The following is a 20,049-nucleotide window of genomic DNA, read 5'->3' as shown; positions in this document are numbered from 1 at the left end:
ATTCGCATGAACGTCCGGCTTCTGATGGCTTGCCTGTGGTTCCTGGTCGCCTCTTCCGTCACGGCACAGGTCGTTCTTACGAACTATCCGGTAGCGGACACCTTCGTGCGGTCATTGGATCCCACCCACAATTATGGTGGGGCCGGCGCGTTGTCGGTGTCAGGGTTGATCGCCACCAATGTCATCGGTCAGCAGGCGGGATTGCTGGACTCCTTCCTGCGGTTTGATGTGTCCGGGGTCGCGAGCAATTTCAACAGTATTTACGGGGCGGGACGCTGGGGAATAAGCAGTGTCACCCTGGTCGTCTTCGAGCAGACGGACGTTAACAACACCGACTTTAATGGCGGTGTCGGCCCGTTCGAGATACGGTGGATCGCAACCAATACGTGGACAGAAGGCACGGGCAAGCCGAACAATCCCACAACCGACGGCATCGTGTATAATGACGAGCCGTCCCTCCTGAACTCCAATCTGGACAAGTCGCTGGGCACGTTCGTTAACGGCGGCACCAACGGCGTGGTGCGACTGTCGCTTGGGGCGTCCGCCGGTTTTGTCAGTAATCTTTCGACAGGAAACCTGGTCAGTCTTTTCCTGACGGCGACCACCAACAGCACTGTTGGCTTCACGTTTCATTCGCGCAATTTTATCGACCCCTCGCAATTTCCCTTCTTGGAAATTACGGCGATCCCGATTCCGCAGATTACGTCGCTGGTGGTCGTCGGCTCGGATGTAAAAATCGGCTTCATCACGACAAACAACATTTCATACTCGGTCGAATACAGCACGAACTTGGTCACCGGCAGCTGGAATCCCCTGACAAACGGCATCGCTGGCACCGGTGGCATTGTCACGGTCACGGATTCGGGCGCGGCAACAGCGCCGCAACGCTTTTACAAGGTCGGCGCCGGGTACTGAACTGGTTCTTCCGCATGTTATACTCACCCCCCATGCGCAAAGGTTGGATTCGCTTCGACCGCAACGAATTTGCCGGCGCGTTTGGCGACATCGGGACCGACTTGCCGCTCATCATTGCGATGATTCTCGTGGCGGGGATCGACGCGGCGAGCGCCTTGATCATGTTTGGCGTAATGCAGCTTTTCACGGGGTTGCGCTACGGGATTCCGATGCCCGTGCAGCCGTTGAAAGCAATGGCAGCACTGGTGATTGCGCAAAAACTGAGTGGCGGCGTGCTCTTCGGCGGCGGCCTCGCAATTGGCGTACTCATGCTCGTCCTGACGGTGACGGGCCTGATCGAATGGCTGGCGCGTGTCGTTCCAAAGACCGTGGTGCGGGGGATTCAGTTTGGCCTCGGCCTCCAACTCGCGATGCTCGCCATAAAGGATTACGTCCCGGCGGATGGCGCGGCGGGGTACGCGTTGGCGGCAGCCGGGTTTGTCATCACGATCATCTTGCTGGGCAACCGCCGGTTTCCGGCAGCATTGTTCGTGATCGCGCTGGGAGTCGCCTACGCGCTTGTTTTCAAGGTCGATTCCGGCATGGTGTGGCGGGGCGCAGGCCTCCACCTCCCCCAACTGCACGTGGTGACGCGAGAGGATTTGCTGGCGGGCCTGATTGTTCTGGCTGTGCCGCAGATTCCGTTGTCGCTGGGCAACTCAATCCTGGCCACGCGACAAGTGGCCGAGGATTTTTTTCCGGAACGCCCGCTGACGATCCGCCAGATTAGCTTCACGTACTCGATGATGAACCTGATCAATCCCTGGTTTGGCGGCGTCCCGACCTGTCACGGCTCGGGCGGGATGGCGGGGCACTATACGTTCGGGGCGCGCACGGGCGGTTCGGTCATTATCTACGGATGCCTCTACCTGGCGCTGGGCCTTTTCTTCAGCGGCTGCTTCGCACAACTGATCCAGGTTTTCCCGAAGCCGATTCTCGGTGTGATGCTCGCATTTGAGGGGCTCGCCATGCTGCTGCTGGTTCGGGACATCGCTGGTTCGAAGCCTGACCTGTTCATCGCGATGTTGGTGGGACTGATGGCGGCCGGCTTGTCGTACGGATACGCGATAGGATTGATTGTTGGGACCGCGCTGGTTTATCTATGGCGTAACCGGCAACAAACAATATGAAACCTGTCATCGCCATCACACCCGAAGCCATCACGCTGCGGTCACGGATGGACGGGCGCGGCTCGTTCTGCGGCGTCTCCTACTCGGAGGCTATCGAACTGGCCGGGGGCGTGCCGCTCATCGTGCCGCTAACACGCGACAAAACATTGCTCGATCATTTTCTTAAGACTTGCGATGGCTGGCTATTGACCGGTGGCGGCGATGTGGCTGCGAAGTTCTACGCGCCACGGATGTCCGCGACGCTACGCAAGAAAATCTCGGGCGCGGACGAGGTGCGGGATGAGATGGAGATCTACGTGGCGCGCAAACTGCGGGAGCGCGACCAACCCTTGTTCGGAATTTGCCGCGGCATCCAGGTGATGAACGTGGCCTTCGGCGGCACGCTGCTGCCACACATCGCCGGCCACCGCAATCCGCAGCCGGACGCCTTCGCGCATAAGATCGAGTGGACGAAGCGGGGCACGTTAAACCGTGCGATGGATGGCTTTGACCGTGTGAATACGAGCCATCACCAGGTGCTGGACCGCGTCGCGCCTGGTTTCGAGGTGGTCGCGCGCGCGCCCGATGGCGTCATTGAGGCGATGGAGAAACCGGATGCCCGGTTTTGTTGCGGCGTGCAGTTTCATCCGGAAAGGCTTGTGAAAAGGGCGCCCCAATTCCAGAAACTCTTCCGGGAGTTTGTGAAGGCGTGCCGAGGGCGCGATGCCTAGCTTTTTGCGGGAGCCGACGATTCGTCGGGCTCGGTTTCTTCGGTAGGCGACTCTTGTAGCCGCGGATGCGCCTTGCGCTTGTACTCAACATGCTCGTCCCGCATCACTGAATTGGCCCAATCTTCGAAGAGCGCCTGGCGATTGCGGTCGAGAAGTTGCGCTGCCAACTGGACCTTGTTCTTCTCGAAATCCTCCGGGTTCGGCGGGGTGCGCTGTTTGACGTGGAAGAACAAACCTCCGTTGGGCGTAAGGATAAAGTCGCTGACGGCATTTGTCGGCATACCGAGCGCCATGTCCTTGATTCGGTTGGCGAACGGGATATTGGTCGTGTCCTGCGCGATGGTGAACGGCTCCGTCGTCCTAGCCTTCACTCCGGCGGAGGCGCAGACGTCGCTGAAATTCTTGCCCGCAGTGACAGCCTCCTTGACTTTGGCGGCGAGTTCACGACCTTGCTTGACTGCGGCATCGCGGGCCTGTTGCTGTTTCAGGAGATCGACGACCTGTTCTTTCACCTCATCGAAAGGCGGGACCTCACTCGGCTTGCTGGCGATATACTCCATCACGTAATAGCCGTCTTCCCCGCGAACGGGATCGCTGAAGGGTACTTCCGGGCTCAGTGAAAATGCCGCCTGGTTGAACTGCAGCCCGGCGCTGACGCCGGCAACCGTGCCCCGCAAACTGAAGAAGTCCGTCTCGTGCGGCGTGATGCCGAAATCCGCCGCGATCTTCGCAAAATCGGGACGGGCCGCCCCCGGCTCGTGCACGAGTTTGACCGAAAACCCGGTCGCACGGTCTCCCGCGAGCCGCTCCGCGCGGAGGTCGAGCAGGTCCTTCTTCACTTCGTCCTTCACATCGGCCAACAGCCTGGGTTTCTTCTGGTCGTCGAGATATTTATTCTTGTTGAGTTCGTAATACTCCCCAATCTCACCCTCGCCGAGCGTGACGGACTTCCGGGCCTCGGAAATCGTGAAGTAGACCTCGCGGACTTTGACCTGCGCGGGCTTGCGGAACTTCTCTTTATTCTGGTCATAGAACGCTTTGGCCTCGTCGTCTTTGACCGTGAATTTTTCCTTGCGGTCGGCCCCGTTGAACTCAACGTAGTCGATCGTTGTCTCTTCGTGTAGTGGTGTATACGCGAGCTTCAACTCAGCCGGGGTGACCTTCGCCGCGGTGGCAACCAGCGCGCGGAGGCGTGACAACTCGATTTGCTCGCGAATGGTCTCCGCCAACTGCGCTTCGCTGATGCTGAGGTTGTTCAGAAAGTTCACGTAACGCTGGTAGCGATCGGGGTCGAACTGCTTCTGTTCGTTCAGAAAGGCGGGCAGCATGCGAAGCTGCTGGACCACTTCATCGTCGCTGGCGCTGATGCCGAATTCCCTGGCCTTGCGCAGCAAGATGAGACGCTGCACAGCCTCGATGTTGAGCTGGTCTTCGAATTCAAGGGAACGAGCGGGCTGACGGCCACTGCTGAATACGATCTCGGTCATCACGACGTTCTTGGCGCTCTGAAAATCAGCGAAGTTTACGGGCTTGCCGCCGATCGTCGGCAATTCCGTGCGCTGTTGTTTCAGGGAAGCCGATGGGCTGAACATCACGACGAAGCTCGGGACCAACAGCAACAGCACGCCTCCCAGAATCCAGGGGCCCCATCTTTGTAATCGTTCGCCGTGAGCTATAAACATATCAATCTCTCCCGTAGGGAGTGGCGAGAATACCCGCGCGCTCCGCCATCGTCAAACGCCAAAATCATTGTTAGACTGATTGTATCATTTATATATGAGAATTGTCGCCGATCCAAATATCCCCCTCGTGCAGGAGGCATTTGGCCCCCTGGGCGAGGTGGGGCTGGTGCCCGGGCGCGAGATTACGGCTGGATCGGTGCGCGACGCCGATGCGCTGCTCGTCCGGTCGGTCACTCCGGTGAACGCCGCGTTGCTGGATGGCAGTTCGGTGAAATTTGTTGGCACGGCCACCATCGGCACCGACCATGTCGATCAAGCATACCTATCCGCGGAGGGTATCGGCTTTGCCAGCGCCCAGGGCAGTAATGCGAATTCCGTGGCGGAATATGTGGTGGCGGCCATGCTGGAAATGGCCCACCGGCAGAGATTTCGACTCCGCGACAAAACGCTGGGGGTCATCGGCGTGGGTCACGTCGGCTCACGCGTTGTCCGCAATGCCGAGGCGCTTGGCATGCGCGTACTCCAGAACGATCCGCCGCGCGCGCGCGCTGAGCGTCTCCGTGACTATGTCGCGATTGATCGGGTACTCTCCGAGGCGGACATCATTTCATTGCATGTCCCACTCACAAAATCGGGCGCGCACTCCACGTACCATCTGGTCGCAAGGGATGCGCTCGCTGCTTTAGAAGACCGACTGCCGATTCTTATTAACACCTCACGAGGTGCTGTGATTGACGACAAAGATCTACTCAAAGCAATTGATGGGGGAAAGATTGGAGGTGTTGTGCTGGATGTCTGGGAAAATGAGCCGAACATTTCACCAGAGTTGCTGGACGTTATCGACATCGGCACACCCCACATCGCGGGCTACAGCTTTGACGGCAAGGTGAATGGCACTCGAATGATCTATCGCGCTTTTTGCGAATCCTTTGGCGTCAAACCCGGTTGGGAGCCGATACTGCCACCGCCGCCGGAACCGCGTTTCAAAGCCCACTTTCGCAACGAGGAGGACGATGAAGACGTATTGCGGGGCGTTATCGAACGTGTTTACAACATTTCAGCGGACGATACAGCGTTGCGCACGGATGTCTGTCGATTCGACAAACTTCGTGCAGAATATCCTGTGCGGCGTGAGTTCTTTAATATGAGCGCGGTATTATCAGGTGCTCCTGACCGGCTGCAGCGCAAGTTCGCAGCTCTTGGTTTCAAAAAGGGTTAACGACGTTCGGACACGGGCGACGGTCCAGCACCGCCAGCAGATTCTCTGCCGCCAGGATTGACATGCGACGACGCGTCTCGATGGTTGCACTGCCGAGGTGAGGCAGTAAAAGGGTATTCGGCATCGACGCCAATTCTGGGCTGATCTGCGGCTCGTGCTCGTAAACATCCAGTCCCGCGCCCGCGATCCAACCTTCGCGTAACGCCTGCACCAGCGCTGCCTCATTGACCACCGCGCCGCGCGCCATGTTGATGAAAAACGCCATTGGTTTCATCTTCCGAAACTCTGCCGCGCCGAACAGGTGCCTCGTGTCGGGCGTCAAGGGGACATGGACGCAAAGAAAATCGGATTCTCGCAGAACCTCATCGAAGGAGACGCGCCTGCCGCCGAGCGCATCCATCTCGGGCTTCGTACTGCGCGCAAAATACAGCAGGCGCATCGAAAAACCGGTGCCGCGTTTGGCAACCGCCGCGCCGATGCGGCCGGCCCCGACGATACCGAGGGTCTTGCCCGCCACGTCGACGCCGCGCAATAGCGTGGGCGACAGGCCCTGCCATTTACCGGAACGAGTGAGAGCGTCGCCTTCGACGACACGGCGCGCGACACCAAGGATAAGCGCCCACGTGAGATCGGCGACCGCATCGGTGAGGACATCGGGTGTGTTGGTAACAAGAACTCGGCGGCGTGTGGCCTCCGCGAGATCGACGTTGTCGTAGCCGACCGCGATACAGGAAACGACTTTAAGTTTTGGCGCCGCGTCGAGGAATTCAGCATCGACGCGTTCGCCACCCCCGATGACGACACCGTCGCAGGAGCGCGCTAGCGCCAGGAGTTCAGTGCGTGGCAAAGGCGTTTCTTCGTCGTGCAAGCGGATGTCCACGCCGCTTTGGCGAAGCAGATCGATGCCCTCGGGCGGGATGCGGCGGGTCACGAAGACATTCCAACTCATGCGGCGATTCTGACCATCAGCAATGGGCTGGTCAAGCTGTGACACGATGGCGCGTGTGAGACAGTGGAAGTCGAAGATGTGTGACATGGACTGAGACATGGCGCACCTGCTTCGCTTGTTGGATGTTTCCTAACAAACTGCGCAATAATAGCTTGCACACAAAATAAATTTCATGGCATTGGCATTGCTAAAGGAACTGGCGGATTTTCAATGCTCGGAGAGGAGCACCACTACAATGGCAAAAGTTTTAGGAATCGATTTAGGAACAACCAACTCCTGTATGGCGGTCATGGAGGGAGGCGAGCCGGTCGTCATCCCCAACGCGGAAGGCGGACGCACCACACCATCGATCGTGGGGTTCACGAAATCCGGCGAGCGGCTGGTCGGTCAGGCCGCCAAGCGCCAGGGTGTCGTCAATCCGACGAACACCGTCTATTCAATCAAGCGTTTCATGGGCCGCAAGTACGACGAGGTCGAGATGGAGCGCAAGCGCGTCCCTTATCAGGTCGTCCGCGCCTCCAACGGCGACGCCGGCGTCAAGGTCGTGGTCGGCGGCGAAGAGAAAACTTTCACGCCACCCGAAATTTCCGCGATGATTCTGGGCAAGATGAAGGCCGATGCCGAAGCCTACCTCGGCGAAAAGATCACGCAAGCCGTCATCACCGTTCCCGCATATTTTAACGACGCCCAGCGCCAGGCCACCAAGGACGCCGGCAAGATTGCCGGGCTGGAAGTCTTGCGCATTATCAATGAACCCACCGCGGCCTCGCTCGCCTACGGCCTCGACAAAAAGAAGGATGAGCATATCGCCGTGTACGACCTCGGTGGCGGCACGTTCGATATTTCCCTTTTAAACATCGGCGACGGCGTTTTCGAAGTGCTCGCCACCAACGGCGACACGCATCTCGGCGGTGACGACTTCGACGAGCGCGTGATGAATTGGATCATCGACGACTTCAAGAAGGAGACCGGGGCCGATCTGAAAAAGCAACCCGACGCACTACAGCGCATCAAAGAAGAAAGCGAGAAGGCCAAGATCGCGCTCTCCAGCGCGATGGAATACGAGATCAACCTGCCCTTCATCACCGCGGACGCCAGCGGTCCGAAGCACATCGTCAAGAAGCTGACGCGGGCGAAACTCGAACAACTTTGCGATGAATTGATTGAGCGCACGGTTCCTCCCGTCGAAGCCTGTTTGCGTGACGGCAAGCTCGACATGTCGAAAGTGGACGAGCTGGTGCTCGTCGGCGGTATGACACGTATGCCAAAGGTCGTTGAGACCGCGCGCAAGCTCATTGGCAAAGCGCCGCACCAGGGCGTGAATCCCGACGAAGTCGTCGCGATTGGCGCGGGCATCCAGGGCGGCGTCCTCACCGGTCAGGTCAAACAGGACATCGTTCTGCTCGACGTAACGCCGCTGTCTCTCGGCATCGAGACGTTGGGGAACGTGTTCACCCCGCTCATTCCCCGTAACACGACGATCCCCACCCGTAAGAGCGAGATCTTTTCGACCGCGGCCGACAGCCAGACCAGCGTCGAAGTTCACGTCATGCAGGGCGAACGACCGATGGCGCGCGACAACAAGACGATTGGGCGGTTTCACCTGACGGACCTTCCACCGGCGCCGCGAGGCGTGCCGCAGATTGAAGTCGGGTTCGACATCGATGCCAACGGCATCCTGCACGTCAGCGCGAAGGACCTCGGCACGGGCAAATCGCAGAAGATCACCATCACGGCATCGAGCGGCCTCTCGAAGGAAGAGGTCGAGAAGATGCGGAAGGAAGCGGAGGCGCACGCCGAGGAAGACCAGAAACTCCGCGAGCAGGTCGAATTGAAGAACCGTAGCGATGCGCGTGTGTACGAGACCGAGAAGTTGATGAAGGAGCACAAGGACCTCATCAATGATGACCAACGCAAGAAACTGGAAGACGCGTTGGCGAAGGTCAAAGACGCGCTCAAGACTGAGAACTTCGATGCGATGAAGACCGCCGAGGAACAATTGACCGAAGTGTGGCACGCGGTTTCATCGGACATCTACGCGAAGGCGCGCGAGAAGTCCGGTGCCGGCGCGGCCCCCGGTGGGCCCGGACCCCAGCCCGAAGCGTCGGCGGAGCCAGCGAAGCCCGCCGGCAAAGAAGGCGAGGTCGTGGACGCCGATTTCGAAATGGTGGACGACGACAAGAAGAAGTGAGGCGGTAGCGACACCGCATTCATTTTGTAGCGGCGCTCTGTGAGCGCCGATTTAACCGAGGCGACGGTCGCAGACCGCCGCTACAACAACACGAACCAACAGGAGTGCAGAAAACGATGAGCGTAAAACCATTGGGCGATCGGGTGCTGGTGCAGCCGGTTGAAGAGCAGGAAGTGAAGAAGGGCGGAATCATCATTCCGGATACCGCCAAAGAGAAGCCCCAGGAGGGCAAGGTAGTCGCCCTGGGCACCGGCAAGCGCGATGAGGACGGGAAACTCATTCCGTTTGAGGTGAAGAAGGGTGATCGCGTGCTGATCAGCAAGTATGGTGGCACGGAGATCAAGATCGATGGCAAAGAGTATCTGATCATGGAAGAGAGTCAGATCCTCGGGATTTTGGAATAACGCGAAACGGTAATTTAAGGAGCGAATTAACATGGCTGCAAAACAATTGTTGTTTGATGAAGACGCGCGCAAGGCATTGTTGCGCGGAGTCGAGAAACTGAGCCGGGCCGTCAAGGTCACGCTCGGACCGAAGGGCCGCAATGTGGTCCTCGACAAGAAATTTGGTTCGCCAACCATCACCAAGGACGGTGTGACGGTGGCGAAGGAAATCGAACTGGAAGATCCGTACGAGAACATGGGCGCCCAGATGGTGCGCGAAGTCGCCAGCAAGACCAGCGACATCGCCGGCGATGGCACGACCACCGCGACGGTTCTGGCCGAGTCCATTTACCGCGAAGGCCTGCGCAACGTGACCGCGGGCGCCAATCCGATGGCGTTACAGCGCGGCATCAACAAGGCTGTTACAGCGGTAGTCGAGCACCTCAACAAGATTAGCAAGAAGGTCAAGGACCGCAGCGAAATCATGCAGGTCGCGACGATCTCCGCGAACGGCGACAAGACCATTGGCAACATCATTGCCGATGCGATGGACAAGGTTGGCAAAGACGGCACGATCACGGTCGAAGAAGCCAAGTCGATTGAGACTACACTCGACGTTGTCGAGGGTATGCAGTTCGACAAGGGGTATCTCTCGCCCTATTTCGTGACCAACCCCGAGTCGATGGAGTGCATCCTCGAAGACGCCTACATCCTCATCAACGAGAAGAAGATCAGCAGCCTCAAGGACATGCTGCCGTTGCTCGAGAAGACCGCGAAGCTCGGCAAACCGCTGTTGATCATCTCCGAAGATGTCGAAGGCGAAGCGCTGGCGACCCTCGTGGTCAACAAACTGCGCGGCACGATCCACGTGGCGGCGGTGAAAGCTCCTGGCTTCGGTGATCGTCGCAAGGAAATGATGAACGACATCGCCATCCTCACGGGCGGTAAGTTCCTCAGCGAAGATCTCGGCATCAAGCTGGAGAAAGTCGAACTCGACGATCTCGGCCGGGCCAAGCGCATCATCATCGACAAGGAAAACACGACCATCGTCGAGGGTAATGGCAAGCAGTCCGATGTCCAGGGCCGCATCAACCAGATTCGCCGGGCCATCGAAGAGACCACCAGCGACTACGACCGCGAGAAGTTGCAGGAACGTCTCGCCAAGTTGGCGGGCGGCGTGGCCGTGGTGTACGTCGGCGCGGCGACCGAGACCGAAATGAAAGAAAAGAAGGCGCGCGTTGAAGATGCATTGCACGCGACCCGCGCAGCTGTCGAAGAGGGAATCGTCCCCGGCGGCGGCACGGCATTGATCCGCGCGATTCCGGCGCTCGATGAGCTCCGGCTCAAGGGCGACGAGGCGATTGGCGCCGAGATCGTCAAACGCGCGCTTGAGGAACCGTTGCGTCAGTTGGCCGATAACGCCGGCTGGGAAGGTTCGCTCGTTGTCCAGGAGTTGAAGGCCCGCAAAGGCTGGGAAGGCTTCGACGTGGACAAGCTCGAATACGTGGACATGGGCAAGGCGGGCATTATCGACCCGACGAAGGTCACCCGTTCCGCCCTGCAACACGCATCGAGCATCGCCGGTCTCTTGCTGACCACCGAGTGCTGCGTCACCGAAGTGCCTGAGAAGGAAAAGGCACCCATGGGCGGCCCTCCGGGCGGCGGCATGGGCGGCATGGACTACTAAGGCGGTCGTAATTCACTAACAACCCGAGGTGCGGGGGCGGTCTCAGCGGCCGTCCCCGCCCTTTTTAAAAGGAAAATAAGGCTTGTCCATGCAAACCGATTCCCCTATAGTCAAACTCCCCTTACGAATGAAGAGTAAATTTTTGGAACCGGCACAACTAACTATTCCGAACCCTGAGTTGCTTATCAACCTCGTGTCGCGGCGCGTGCGCCAACTTGCGCAGGGACATCGGCCCCTGACGCAAACCGATCCCCGGATGGATATGTCCGAGATCGCGCTGAAGGAAATCAGCGAAGGCAAGCTCGGGTACGAATTCCCAACCGATGCCGAGGTTCTGCCGCAAGCCCCGGCGCTCCCTGTCGAGTAGCGCGTTTTTAAGTTGGGATTGCGCGGGCGCGGCCAATATACTGGCCGTCGATGGCTTCACAGATTCTCAATCATAAAGCCCGCCGCGATTATTTCATCACCGAGACCTGCGAAGCGGGCATTGAGTTGAAGGGCACGGAGGTCAAATCCCTCCGCAACGCCCGCGCTTCCATTGACGAAGCCTTCGCCCGCGTTGAGCGCGGCCAGTGCTGGCTGTACAACGCCCACATCAATCCCTACGAATTCGGCAATCGCAACAACGTCGATCCGCTCCGTCCCCGCCGCCTGTTGCTCCATAAAAAAGAAATCGTTCGTCTCGGCAATCAGATCAACACCGCAGGCATGGCGATCATTCCGCTGAAGATTTACTTCACCAAGCGGTACGCCAAAGTCCAACTTGGCATCGGCAAGGGCAAGTCCCAGGTCGATAAGCGCGAGACGCTGAAACGCAAGACCGCCGACCGGGAGATTCAGCGCGCCCTGCGCGACCGGACGAAATAGAGGAGTTGACCATGAATCGGAAAGCCATGACCGCCGCGTCCATCGTCGGGCTGGTCTGCTTCGGGATCGGGCTATTCAGCGCCACCATTCTTCTCCACAGGGCTGCAACCAATACAGCCAACCCATCACTTGAGCCCCGCACACCCGGCTCCACCTCATTCACACCGGGTATGAACCCTTCAAGCTCGCGCAACGTGGGATCCATCGGCGCCTCTTTGGACACTGGAAGCGAGACCAACGCGGCCCCAATAACGCGATCCACCATGGCTGATCTCCAAGCCGCGTTGCGGGCGTCGCGTAACCGTTGGGATCTTGGGAAGATTTATCAGGTGCTCGGTGGTCTTGGCACCAACCAGTTCCCTGAAGCCATCAACCTGTGCCTGAAGAATAACGACTCCCTTGGCCGGTACGCTGCCCTCTACGCACTTGCTGCCCATTGGGGACGGATCGACCCGCAGAGTGCCCTCGCATTTGCCCAGACGCTGAGTAATTTTAACCAACGCAACCAGGTCATCGCGAATGTTCTGGCTGGCTGGGCTGAGAATGATTCAGCGGCGGCCACCGCTTGGGCGAAACAGCTTCCCGCCGGGCGAACCAGAGATCAAGCCATCGGTGCTATTGCCTCGACTCTTTCCATTGCGAACCCGCAGGCTGCCATCACGCTGATGAACAGCCTGCCCCCTGGTCGATCACGCCAAGGTGTGATCTATCAATTGTTTGGTGGATGGGCCAACCAGTCCCCTGCGGAGGCCGCCACCGCCGCGCTCCAACTGAGCGGTCGCGAGCGCGATCAAGCTGTCGGCAGCATCGCCTACTCTTGGGCAAATCAGGATGTAGACGCGGCATTGGCTTGGGCGGCCAGTCTTCCCGCCGGCAACACCCGAAACCAGGCGGTCCAAAGTGCCCTCGGGGCTTACGCGTCGAGAGACCCAGAGGCTGCGGCGGCCTGGGCGGTTCAACAGCCGCCCGGTATCACACTCAACCAGGCGATTTCCGCCGTTGCAAGCGCGTGGGCACAGTCGGATCCCACCGCCGTGGTCGCGTGGATTCAATCCATGCCCGATGGGGCTGCCAAACACAGCGCTGTTACGAGTTCCTTTTTCTCACTCATGTACAACGATCCACAGAGCGCGGCCGGCCTGCTTGGCACTCTTCCACTCACGCAAGACAACGCGAACTTCTACCAGCAGCTCGCCTGGCAGTGGGCGCAAAACGATCTCACCAGCGCCATCAACTGGGTGAAACAACTCCCCGATAGCACCGCAAAACAAAACGCCCTCCAAAGCGTCGCCGGCGTGTGGGCGCAAACCGACCCCGGCGGAGCCGTTGCCTTCGCGCTCAGCCTGCCAGCGGGACCGCAACAGGACAATCTGTTGGCCAACATCACATCGCAGTGGGCAAACAGCGATCTCGCCGCGGCCCGGGCATGGGCCCTGAACGTGCCGACAGGCACGACACGCGCCCGCGTCGTTCAATCTCTCGTGTCCACGTGGGTCAATTCTGATCCCCAAGCCGCTGCCGCTTTCGTCAACCAATTGCCAGACGGAGCGGAGAAAACCCAGGGCGCCAACACGCTCGTCGCCAATTGGAGCCGTCTGGATCCCCAGGCCGCCGCCAAGTGGGTCGGTCAATTATCCGGCGGTGAAACCCAGGACAACCTGACCATTCAAATCGCCGGCCAATGGGCCAACTCTGATCCCACCGGGGCCGCCAAATGGGTGGACAGTCTTCCCGACGGCAAGGCGCATGACCAATCCGCCCAATCCGTCGCCCAACAATTGGTGGAAAGCAATCCCGCCGCTGCCGCCAAGTTGGTGGACACGATTCAGGACAACGGTATTTGGCAAAACGCGGCGCAACAGGTGGCCAATCAATGGTTCAAGATTGACGCGGACTCGGCCCAGAAATGGGTCGCGCTATCGCAGCTACCTGCCCAATTCAAAATCAATTTTGCCAACCAGAAGCCGTAGAGGACCGGGTTCGCCGCAACGGTGGCTTGACACCCGCCGTCACCATCCGAAATAATGGGGCAACGAAAGCGAGGTCATGCATCATGAAGCTTACTGCGTTGATTCTCTGTTCGGTTCCCGCTCTCATTATTCTATCCAGCGGCCCGGTGACCGAGGCCGTGTCGTCCGAAAAAGCGCTGAGAAAGGCCGCGTACGCTCCCTATACGGGCCAACAGCGGGATTGGCCTCGTTCGGATAAGCACGTGACTCCCACCGAGATTGGCCGGGGTGGTGTCCCCATCTACGACCAGTTGCCCGACCGGCCCTACGAGGTACTCGGCACAGTTTCCGCCAGCGGAGACCTGGCCGTGAAGCACGCTTCCCTCGCCGCCGCCGCCGCTGGCGCCAACGCCATCCTCATCACAGGCGACAAGGCTTTCACCGATGCGGGCATTGATATTCAGCCGCGCTGGCTCAAGGACAAACGGATGCCCGACCCGCATGCTCCCCCACCCTCGGACCATCGCCTCGACCACCCGGACCAGATCAGATCGGCGGATTCTCCACCGACAATCATCGTCAACGAACTCACGGGAATCCTGATCCGCTGGAAGCTTCACTAGCAAGCGGTCCTCAGTAGAGGCGGAGTACAAGGTCCTGGCCCTTGACATCGAGGGTCACGCGGTCTGTCTCGATCTTCTTCACTGTCGCGCCGTCTATAAAATACCCTTCGTACGCGACCCGGCCATCGAGCACGGCAACACGTTTGCCATCGGGGTCTTTCATGATGCCGCTGAGCTTGTAGCTTGACTCATCGGCGACCGACACCACCGGAGGCGGGACGCGGGTTTGAGCCGGGGAATCGACTGGCGACGACGCGGCAAATGATGTCGATTTTGCCGCTGGCGCAGGAGCGGCCGACGCGGCGATGGATGGACTCTCCTTGAATTGCCGCAGCACGGAAGTCGCGTTGCTCACAAGAAAGACGACCGCGATTGTCGCCACGATGGCAACGCAACCGATCAGCGCGGGCAGGAGGACGTTGTTCGTCTTTTGCGGCTCCTCGACAGGCGCGGCCGGGCTGTGGGACATCACCGGGCGCGCAACGGAAACCACCGGTGCGGTTGCGACGGGCGCGTGAAAGACCGGCGTCGAAGCCGGGTGCGGTGCGCCCGGAGAAACAGGCGCGCTCGGCATCGTGCCAAGTTTGCGCCGCTTTTCGCGCTCGGCTTTCTGAAGCGCCTCGTGAACCAGGCTCATTCGGCGGCCACCTCCGCCATCCGCTCGACGGCACTTGCGGGCAGTTTGCACTCGGTGTCTTCAATGGCGCGCTTGATGTTCCGCGCGTCGATGACAAAGGTCTCGGCGATGTAGCCGGCTAGCAGGGCCTTGTCGCACAGCACATTGATCAGGCGCGGAATGCCGCGCGAGTAGGAGTAAATGAACGTCAACGTTTCCGGCGCCCACTGGATCCGGCCGTCCCCACCGGCCACGCGCAGGCGGTGGTCGATGTATTCGCCGATTTCCTCGGGAGCGAGCGACGCAACGTGATAGCGCAGTGAAATGCGCTGTTTGAGCTGGCGCAAGCTGTCGCGGTCGAGGATCTCTGCCAGCTCGGGCTGGCCGACGAGGATAATCTGCAGGAGTTTCTCTTTCTCGGTTTCGAGATTAGAGAGCAAGCGGATCTGCTCCAGCACGCTCGGCTTGAGGTTCTGTGCCTCGTCAACGATCAACGCGACGTTGTGGTTGGCGGCAAGCTCGCGCAACAGGAACCCGTTGATCGAGTCGTACAAATCCTTCTTCGTCGTCTTCGCGGGCTGCAGACGGAACTCGTCCGTGATCGCCCGCAAAATCTGCGAATCGGACAAGGACGGATTCAGGATCAGCGCGGTCTTGGTCTTGGCGTCGAGCGAATTGAGGAGTGCCCGACAGAGCGTCGTCTTCCCCGCGCCAACCTCACCCGTGATCGCGATGAACCCCTTGCGTTCGCGAATACCGTAAAGGAGGACGTCCAAAGCGACGCGATGATGGCGGCTCAGGAAAAGGAACGCCGGGTCCGGCGTCATGTTAAACGGATACTCGCGCAGTCCGTAGAATTCTTTATACATCGCCCTCGCTCCAGCTTCCCGCGGATGCTACCACCCTCCCCCGCCTCCTGACAAGCCGTCTCATACAACCCATTTGACACCTTGTTGATTCCCGCGGTTCCCCGGATTTGGGTTCGTGTTCCGCCGGCCGTGATGTCGTTTTTGCGCCAAACGAACCTGTTTGTAATGCTGCACAATTCTACTATCTATCACATTTATGTCCAACGTCTTAGCGCATGTTTTTGCGGTTCCTCTTCCCCCACAATACAACCTGAACGAACGTCGCCGTAGCCGCGCTCGGTGAGCGCGATTCCGTCGACCGGGGGAAAGCGTACCCGGAGGAACAATCGCAACGGAAGCGATTTCAAGATTAGCTAACGGGTTGTGACCCGTCTCTTTGCAGAATGATTGCCCCTCGCTGTTGAACATCCAACGGATCACCACCGACCGCCTCAAAGACCCGATAGTTCGCGCGGACCCAGCGCAACAGCAATTGTCCCCGGCCGGGAGCTTCACCATATCGATTGATCCCATACTCTGTTAGATCACGACTGATGATTACAACGAAATCGGGTGGTTGACGCTGTAACTCGTCGACAAGCAACGCTTCCCTTCCGTGCTCGGTGTATATGGAGAAGTACATCGGTGGGGCCAGGGGACTGCGCAGGCGTGCGAGATAATTAAGCATCAAGCCCTCGGGCAAAACCAGCAAGGTCCGATCGCCCGGCTGCTGGCTCAATGACTTCACAACAGTCCGCACGATCCCTCCAATCGGTTCATTTCTCGGAGGAAACGTATAGAACCGGTCAGGACCCTCGCCGACCGCGTACGTCTTCATCTTCCACACATGTCTTGATTGGGCCATCAGCATCGCCACGCCGGGCAAGAGCAGGGCGAGGAAGCCGAAAAGGATGGTCGCGCGGCCTTGCCGTCGAACTCTTGCCCAACATGAAGACTCGCCCCAGAGTACGGCAGGCACAACCGTGCCAGCCATCGCCGCCTGATAGTAACCGAATTGATAGATACGGCCATTGAGCACCATTCTCGCCATGAGCGCTGCTGCCAGGACCGCAAAAAGAATTCGAAGATTCATGGCAGGGTGACTGTGGCGGCTGGGGTTGCAGATGAAAGCTGTCACTTGCCCTGCGAGGTACAGCAGCACCAGACCCAGGAGGCAGCGCCCGATGTTGACCCAGTTAACCGCCCACCAGGCAATCCCTGAAACCAGCACCATCGTCGCCGCTCCGATTGCAATACCCCGCACCCGGTTGCCTTGGAGGTCGGCGATCTTGGCGAGAGCGATGACGGAGGCGATGATGACCGTGGCGATCAAGGTCGCTTGCAGGTGTTGCAGCAAATGCGCCCAAGGCTGATCGAAGCCAAGGAATTCAATCTGGAGCGGATCCCGGACAAAGGCAATCGTAGCCGTGACATTCAACCAAACATGGCATGCAGCCACCCAAGAGTCTCCCAGGGAAAGATGCCGCGCGAAGTATCCAACGAACAGCAGCGTGGGCAAGACGGCGCCCGTCGCCAACGCCGCCAGGCAGCCACTACCGAATTGACGAACAGACTGCCAGCGCAACACAACCGCCACCAGGGTGAGCAAAAACCCGGCAAACATGAATTCGGTCTTGAGCAAAGCGGTGAGACCAAAAAGAACGCCGGCAGAGAAACTCCACAGACGGCTAGGATTCACCAGCCATCGGTCGAGCGCCACCAGCAGCAGAAGCAAGGCGAGCATTCCATGAGTGGTCTCTTGCGAGTAGGGCGCAACATAGGTGTAATTGGACTGTGAGAAACCAAACACCGTCACAAACAGCGCTGAAGCAAGCAGTGCCGTGCCCCCTCCCCACGCCTGGCGCAGAAGCCGATAAAGTGTCGCCAGAATGACTCCCAAGACAACCAGATTTGCCCATACCAAATGCATCATGCCCGGACCAAAAAGGGCGAAGATCGTTGCGTTAATGTACTGCGAAAGCGGCCCGTAAAAGCTATCCAGGTCCCGATAGAGCACGGCACCGTGTGCAATGCGCCAAGGACGGTAAAGATCATTTCCAAAGTCAGTTAATGGCTGCGGCCACCGCCGCCAGGAGGTGGCGACGCAATAGGCGGTCAAGGCGGCCAGAGCCAACAAATGAACAGTCGTTGAATTCAATCGCTGCCGCACAGCCTCATTCTTCCATAGCTGTGCGAGATTCATGGCAACTGAATGATCTTCCAACCACTCCCCAATTCCGGGCAGGTGACAACCCGGGCGTGGGGATCATTGGCTGTTTTCCACAGCACGGTCTGACCGACTTCCGTCTCGGTGGGGATGCGGCCCAACAACGTTACGAACGAAACCACAATGTCCCCATACAATTCATTCGGACGGCGAACCAGCAGGAATTGGATCTGCCGTTCCCCCACCAAAGCCCGAAAGCGCTCGGTGGAGGTCGTCGTGAACAATTCATAGTCAGCAAAGAGTCCATCGAGATTCGACCAATAGCCACTGCCGATAACCCGCACGTTTCCCAACCCGGCAAGCACACCACTCTGGTCCCATGGCGCCAATACCACGCTCCCGGGAGCCATGCGGCCAAAACAATCGGACACTACTTCCAGTCCGATCGTCGTGCGGTTTAGTCCGCGCATCGGGTTCCCACCCATGGCTTTGATGCCTTGTTCCTGGCGCAGAACGTTGTGCCACGCGGGCAGGGTCGCCACCACCATCGCCAGGACGCACAACTGCGGTCGTTGCGGCCAACGGAGCCGGATGATGACGCCGCTGCTCATCACCAACGCGATCACAAACAACGCTTGCCACCGTTCCTGGTAAAGACTCACCAAGAGCATCATCCCCGCGACCAACAACAACCAGCGCCCCGTCCGCTCCAGGTTTGACCATCGACCCTTCAGATACACGAACAGGAGCGGGAGCAGTCCATATCCCCACCACGCGTCTTCCAGAGCGTGTCTCCAGCCAGCTTCGAACACCGAGGCAAATTCAACGGTCATCAGCGCCTGTAGCCCGAACCTTGGATCCTGCATTACATGCAGTTTTCCCCAGGCAAACCCGCGCATCGCGCCGGCGGCCAGCAACGCCAGCAGTACCGCAATCGAAATGGCGAGCAAACGATGAGAGCGGACCCACGGGAATCCGCGACTGGCTTCCATGAGTCCGCCGACGATGACCCATAACGCCACATGCCAGACTGAGATGAACTCCAGGTGACCGTGAAACGGATGCGGCCAGAATTCGAAAAGCCAGGCAACACACGTGCCGAGGCACCCACAGATCCACCAGGCGCGCCAGAATGAGAAGACCGCTTCATCGACGCTGGTTGCGAAAACATTGTCATAGACTGCCAAACCAGCGACCAACAGGCAGGCGGGCAGCAATTCCGAGGCACCCGACCAAAGACCCAGCGCGCCGATCAGCCCGAGGCAAACACCGCCTGCCACTCGCGGTTGTCTCCGCCACGCTAGACAACCACCCACCAGACAGATGAACAACAATTGATGAAGACCGCGGTGGCCCACGACGCCAAATTCGGTTTTGTACAGCGCCCAATTCAGACCGGGCCAGGCCAGCAGCCAACAGGCGGCCAGAGCCACGCCTCCGGCGCGCCGGCCGAATAATCCCAACGCAAGGATGTTCAACAACCCGATGACCGGTCCCATCCAGTGGCTGGCCGCGCGCAACGCCTGCTCGCGCGGCTCGCCGCCAAAGATTTCAAACATCCGCGTCAACGTCACCCCAAAAATCGTCGTCGGCGATGTCCATTCATTCAGGCGGCCATAGGGTGCGTTGTCTTCGTTCATCCAGCGGATTCGCACGCCCTCGCCCGCCAACGCGCGCCGCATCAGATGCCAATGCATATAACTGTCAGGATCGACGAGGACATAACCGTGCGGACCGCGGAATGAGGGCAGCGGAATCGATTGCACCCATAAAAACACTCCGCCGACAATCAGCATCAGGACCCACAAGATCCAGGATTGATTCAGGCAGAACCGATCGACGAAGGTGTTGGGTTCAGTCCCGGGCAATTGCGGATTTATAGTCATCGTCCATTGCGGTCAGTTGGCGACGAAACGAAGCCAATCATCGTAAGCCGTTGCGTAATCCAGTTCAAGCGATCCCTGTCGTTGTTTCGCCCCCTCACCTTCTGACAAGCTGTTTCATGCAGGCCCATTTGATACCTCGGTGACGCCCCGGGTTCCTTATAGGTGGCACCGGGCCTGCTTTATTCCGT

The 20,049-nt window shown here is 59.0% G+C and carries 17 protein-coding genes; 11 read left to right on the top strand and 6 right to left on the bottom strand.

The genetic code is table 11. The features are described 5' to 3' along the window. Positions 1-6 precede the first annotated feature (6 nt). From VNL17_07650 to VNL17_07640, 3 genes are read left to right on the top strand one after another with little or no spacing between them, the layout of a single operon-like run. Positions 7-915, top strand: a complete 909-nt coding sequence (locus VNL17_07650; GenBank protein HXI83951.1) for a DNRLRE domain-containing protein — start codon at positions 7-9, stop codon at positions 913-915. A gap of 32 nt (positions 916-947) precedes the next feature. Then, positions 948-2,084 carry a putative sulfate/molybdate transporter gene (locus VNL17_07645; protein HXI83950.1) on the top strand — a complete coding sequence of 379 codons (1,137 nt, stop codon included), beginning with the start codon at positions 948-950 and terminating at the stop codon, positions 2,082-2,084. After that, on the top strand, positions 2,081-2,794 hold the full coding sequence (locus VNL17_07640; GenBank protein ID HXI83949.1) for a gamma-glutamyl-gamma-aminobutyrate hydrolase family protein: 714 nt from the start codon (positions 2,081-2,083) through the stop codon (positions 2,792-2,794). Before VNL17_07645 ends, VNL17_07640 begins: the two co-directional genes overlap by 4 nt. Here the strand turns inward: VNL17_07640 and VNL17_07635 are convergent. After that, positions 2,791-4,476, bottom strand: a complete 1,686-nt coding sequence (locus VNL17_07635; protein HXI83948.1) for a peptidyl-prolyl cis-trans isomerase — start codon at positions 4,474-4,476, stop codon at positions 2,791-2,793. The genes VNL17_07640 and VNL17_07635 overlap by 4 nt on opposite strands. Before the next feature lie 94 nt (positions 4,477-4,570). Between VNL17_07635 and pdxB the strand changes: the two genes are divergently transcribed. Then, entirely contained in the window at positions 4,571-5,695 is a 1,125-nt protein-coding gene (pdxB, locus tag VNL17_07630; protein HXI83947.1) for a 4-phosphoerythronate dehydrogenase PdxB, read from the top strand. On the opposite strand, the gene VNL17_07625 is transcribed toward pdxB, so the two are convergent. After that, a complete protein-coding gene (locus VNL17_07625) occupies positions 5,682-6,644 on the bottom strand; it encodes a D-glycerate dehydrogenase (GenBank protein HXI83946.1) in 963 nt (320 codons plus the stop codon). The genes pdxB and VNL17_07625 overlap by 14 nt on opposite strands. Before the next feature lie 235 nt (positions 6,645-6,879). Here VNL17_07625 and dnaK point away from each other — a divergent pair, with 235 nt between their 5' ends. From dnaK to VNL17_07590, 7 genes are all read left to right on the top strand, one after another. After that, the gene (gene dnaK, locus VNL17_07620) at positions 6,880-8,835 is read left to right on the top strand and encodes a molecular chaperone DnaK (protein ID HXI83945.1); all 1,956 of its coding nucleotides are present in this window, start codon (positions 6,880-6,882) and stop codon (positions 8,833-8,835) included. Between the two features lie 116 nt (positions 8,836-8,951). Next, positions 8,952-9,239: a co-chaperone GroES gene (gene groES / locus VNL17_07615; protein HXI83944.1), complete on the top strand. Its 288-nt coding sequence runs from the start codon at positions 8,952-8,954 to the stop codon at positions 9,237-9,239. A 31-nt stretch (positions 9,240-9,270) separates the two neighbouring features. After that, entirely contained in the window at positions 9,271-10,905 is a 1,635-nt protein-coding gene (gene groL, locus VNL17_07610; GenBank protein ID HXI83943.1) for a chaperonin GroEL, read from the top strand. A gap of 127 nt (positions 10,906-11,032) precedes the next feature. Then, complete coding sequence (locus VNL17_07605; GenBank protein ID HXI83942.1) at positions 11,033-11,272, top strand: DNA-directed RNA polymerase subunit omega; 240 nt, start codon at positions 11,033-11,035, stop codon at positions 11,270-11,272. Positions 11,273-11,322: 50 nt separating this feature from the next. Further along, on the top strand, positions 11,323-11,772 hold the full coding sequence (smpB, locus tag VNL17_07600; GenBank protein HXI83941.1) for an SsrA-binding protein SmpB: 450 nt from the start codon (positions 11,323-11,325) through the stop codon (positions 11,770-11,772). Positions 11,773-11,783: 11 nt separating this feature from the next. Then, positions 11,784-13,742 carry a hypothetical protein gene (locus VNL17_07595; protein ID HXI83940.1) on the top strand — a complete coding sequence of 653 codons (1,959 nt, stop codon included), beginning with the start codon at positions 11,784-11,786 and terminating at the stop codon, positions 13,740-13,742. 83 nt (positions 13,743-13,825) lie between these two features. Then, positions 13,826-14,344 carry a hypothetical protein gene (locus VNL17_07590; GenBank protein HXI83939.1) on the top strand — a complete coding sequence of 173 codons (519 nt, stop codon included), beginning with the start codon at positions 13,826-13,828 and terminating at the stop codon, positions 14,342-14,344. Positions 14,345-14,354: 10 nt separating this feature from the next. Here VNL17_07590 and VNL17_07585 read toward each other — a convergent pair whose 3' ends face one another. The 4 genes from VNL17_07585 to VNL17_07570 all read right to left on the bottom strand — a co-directional run bounded on the left by VNL17_07585 (position 14,355) and on the right by VNL17_07570 (position 19,861). Further along, on the bottom strand, positions 14,355-14,981 hold the full coding sequence (locus tag VNL17_07585; GenBank protein ID HXI83938.1) for a hypothetical protein: 627 nt from the start codon (positions 14,979-14,981) through the stop codon (positions 14,355-14,357). Continuing rightward, positions 14,978-15,829: an AAA family ATPase gene (locus tag VNL17_07580; protein ID HXI83937.1), complete on the bottom strand. Its 852-nt coding sequence runs from the start codon at positions 15,827-15,829 to the stop codon at positions 14,978-14,980. Before VNL17_07580 ends, VNL17_07585 begins: the two co-directional genes overlap by 4 nt. 349 nt (positions 15,830-16,178) lie before the next feature. Beyond that, the gene (locus VNL17_07575; GenBank protein HXI83936.1) at positions 16,179-18,011 is read right to left on the bottom strand and encodes a glycosyltransferase family 39 protein; all 1,833 of its coding nucleotides are present in this window, start codon (positions 18,009-18,011) and stop codon (positions 16,179-16,181) included. After that, positions 18,008-19,861, bottom strand: a complete 1,854-nt coding sequence (locus VNL17_07570; protein ID HXI83935.1) for a hypothetical protein — start codon at positions 19,859-19,861, stop codon at positions 18,008-18,010. Before VNL17_07570 ends, VNL17_07575 begins: the two co-directional genes overlap by 4 nt. Between the last annotated feature and the right edge of the window lie 188 nt (positions 19,862-20,049).

It is taken from the genome of Verrucomicrobiia bacterium (assembly GCA_035577545.1).
Classification (GTDB): domain Bacteria; phylum Verrucomicrobiota; class Verrucomicrobiia; order Palsa-1439; family Palsa-1439; genus Palsa-1439.
The sequence above is the reverse complement of the archived record's forward strand: the minus strand, read 5'-3'. Positions and strand labels throughout refer to the sequence as shown.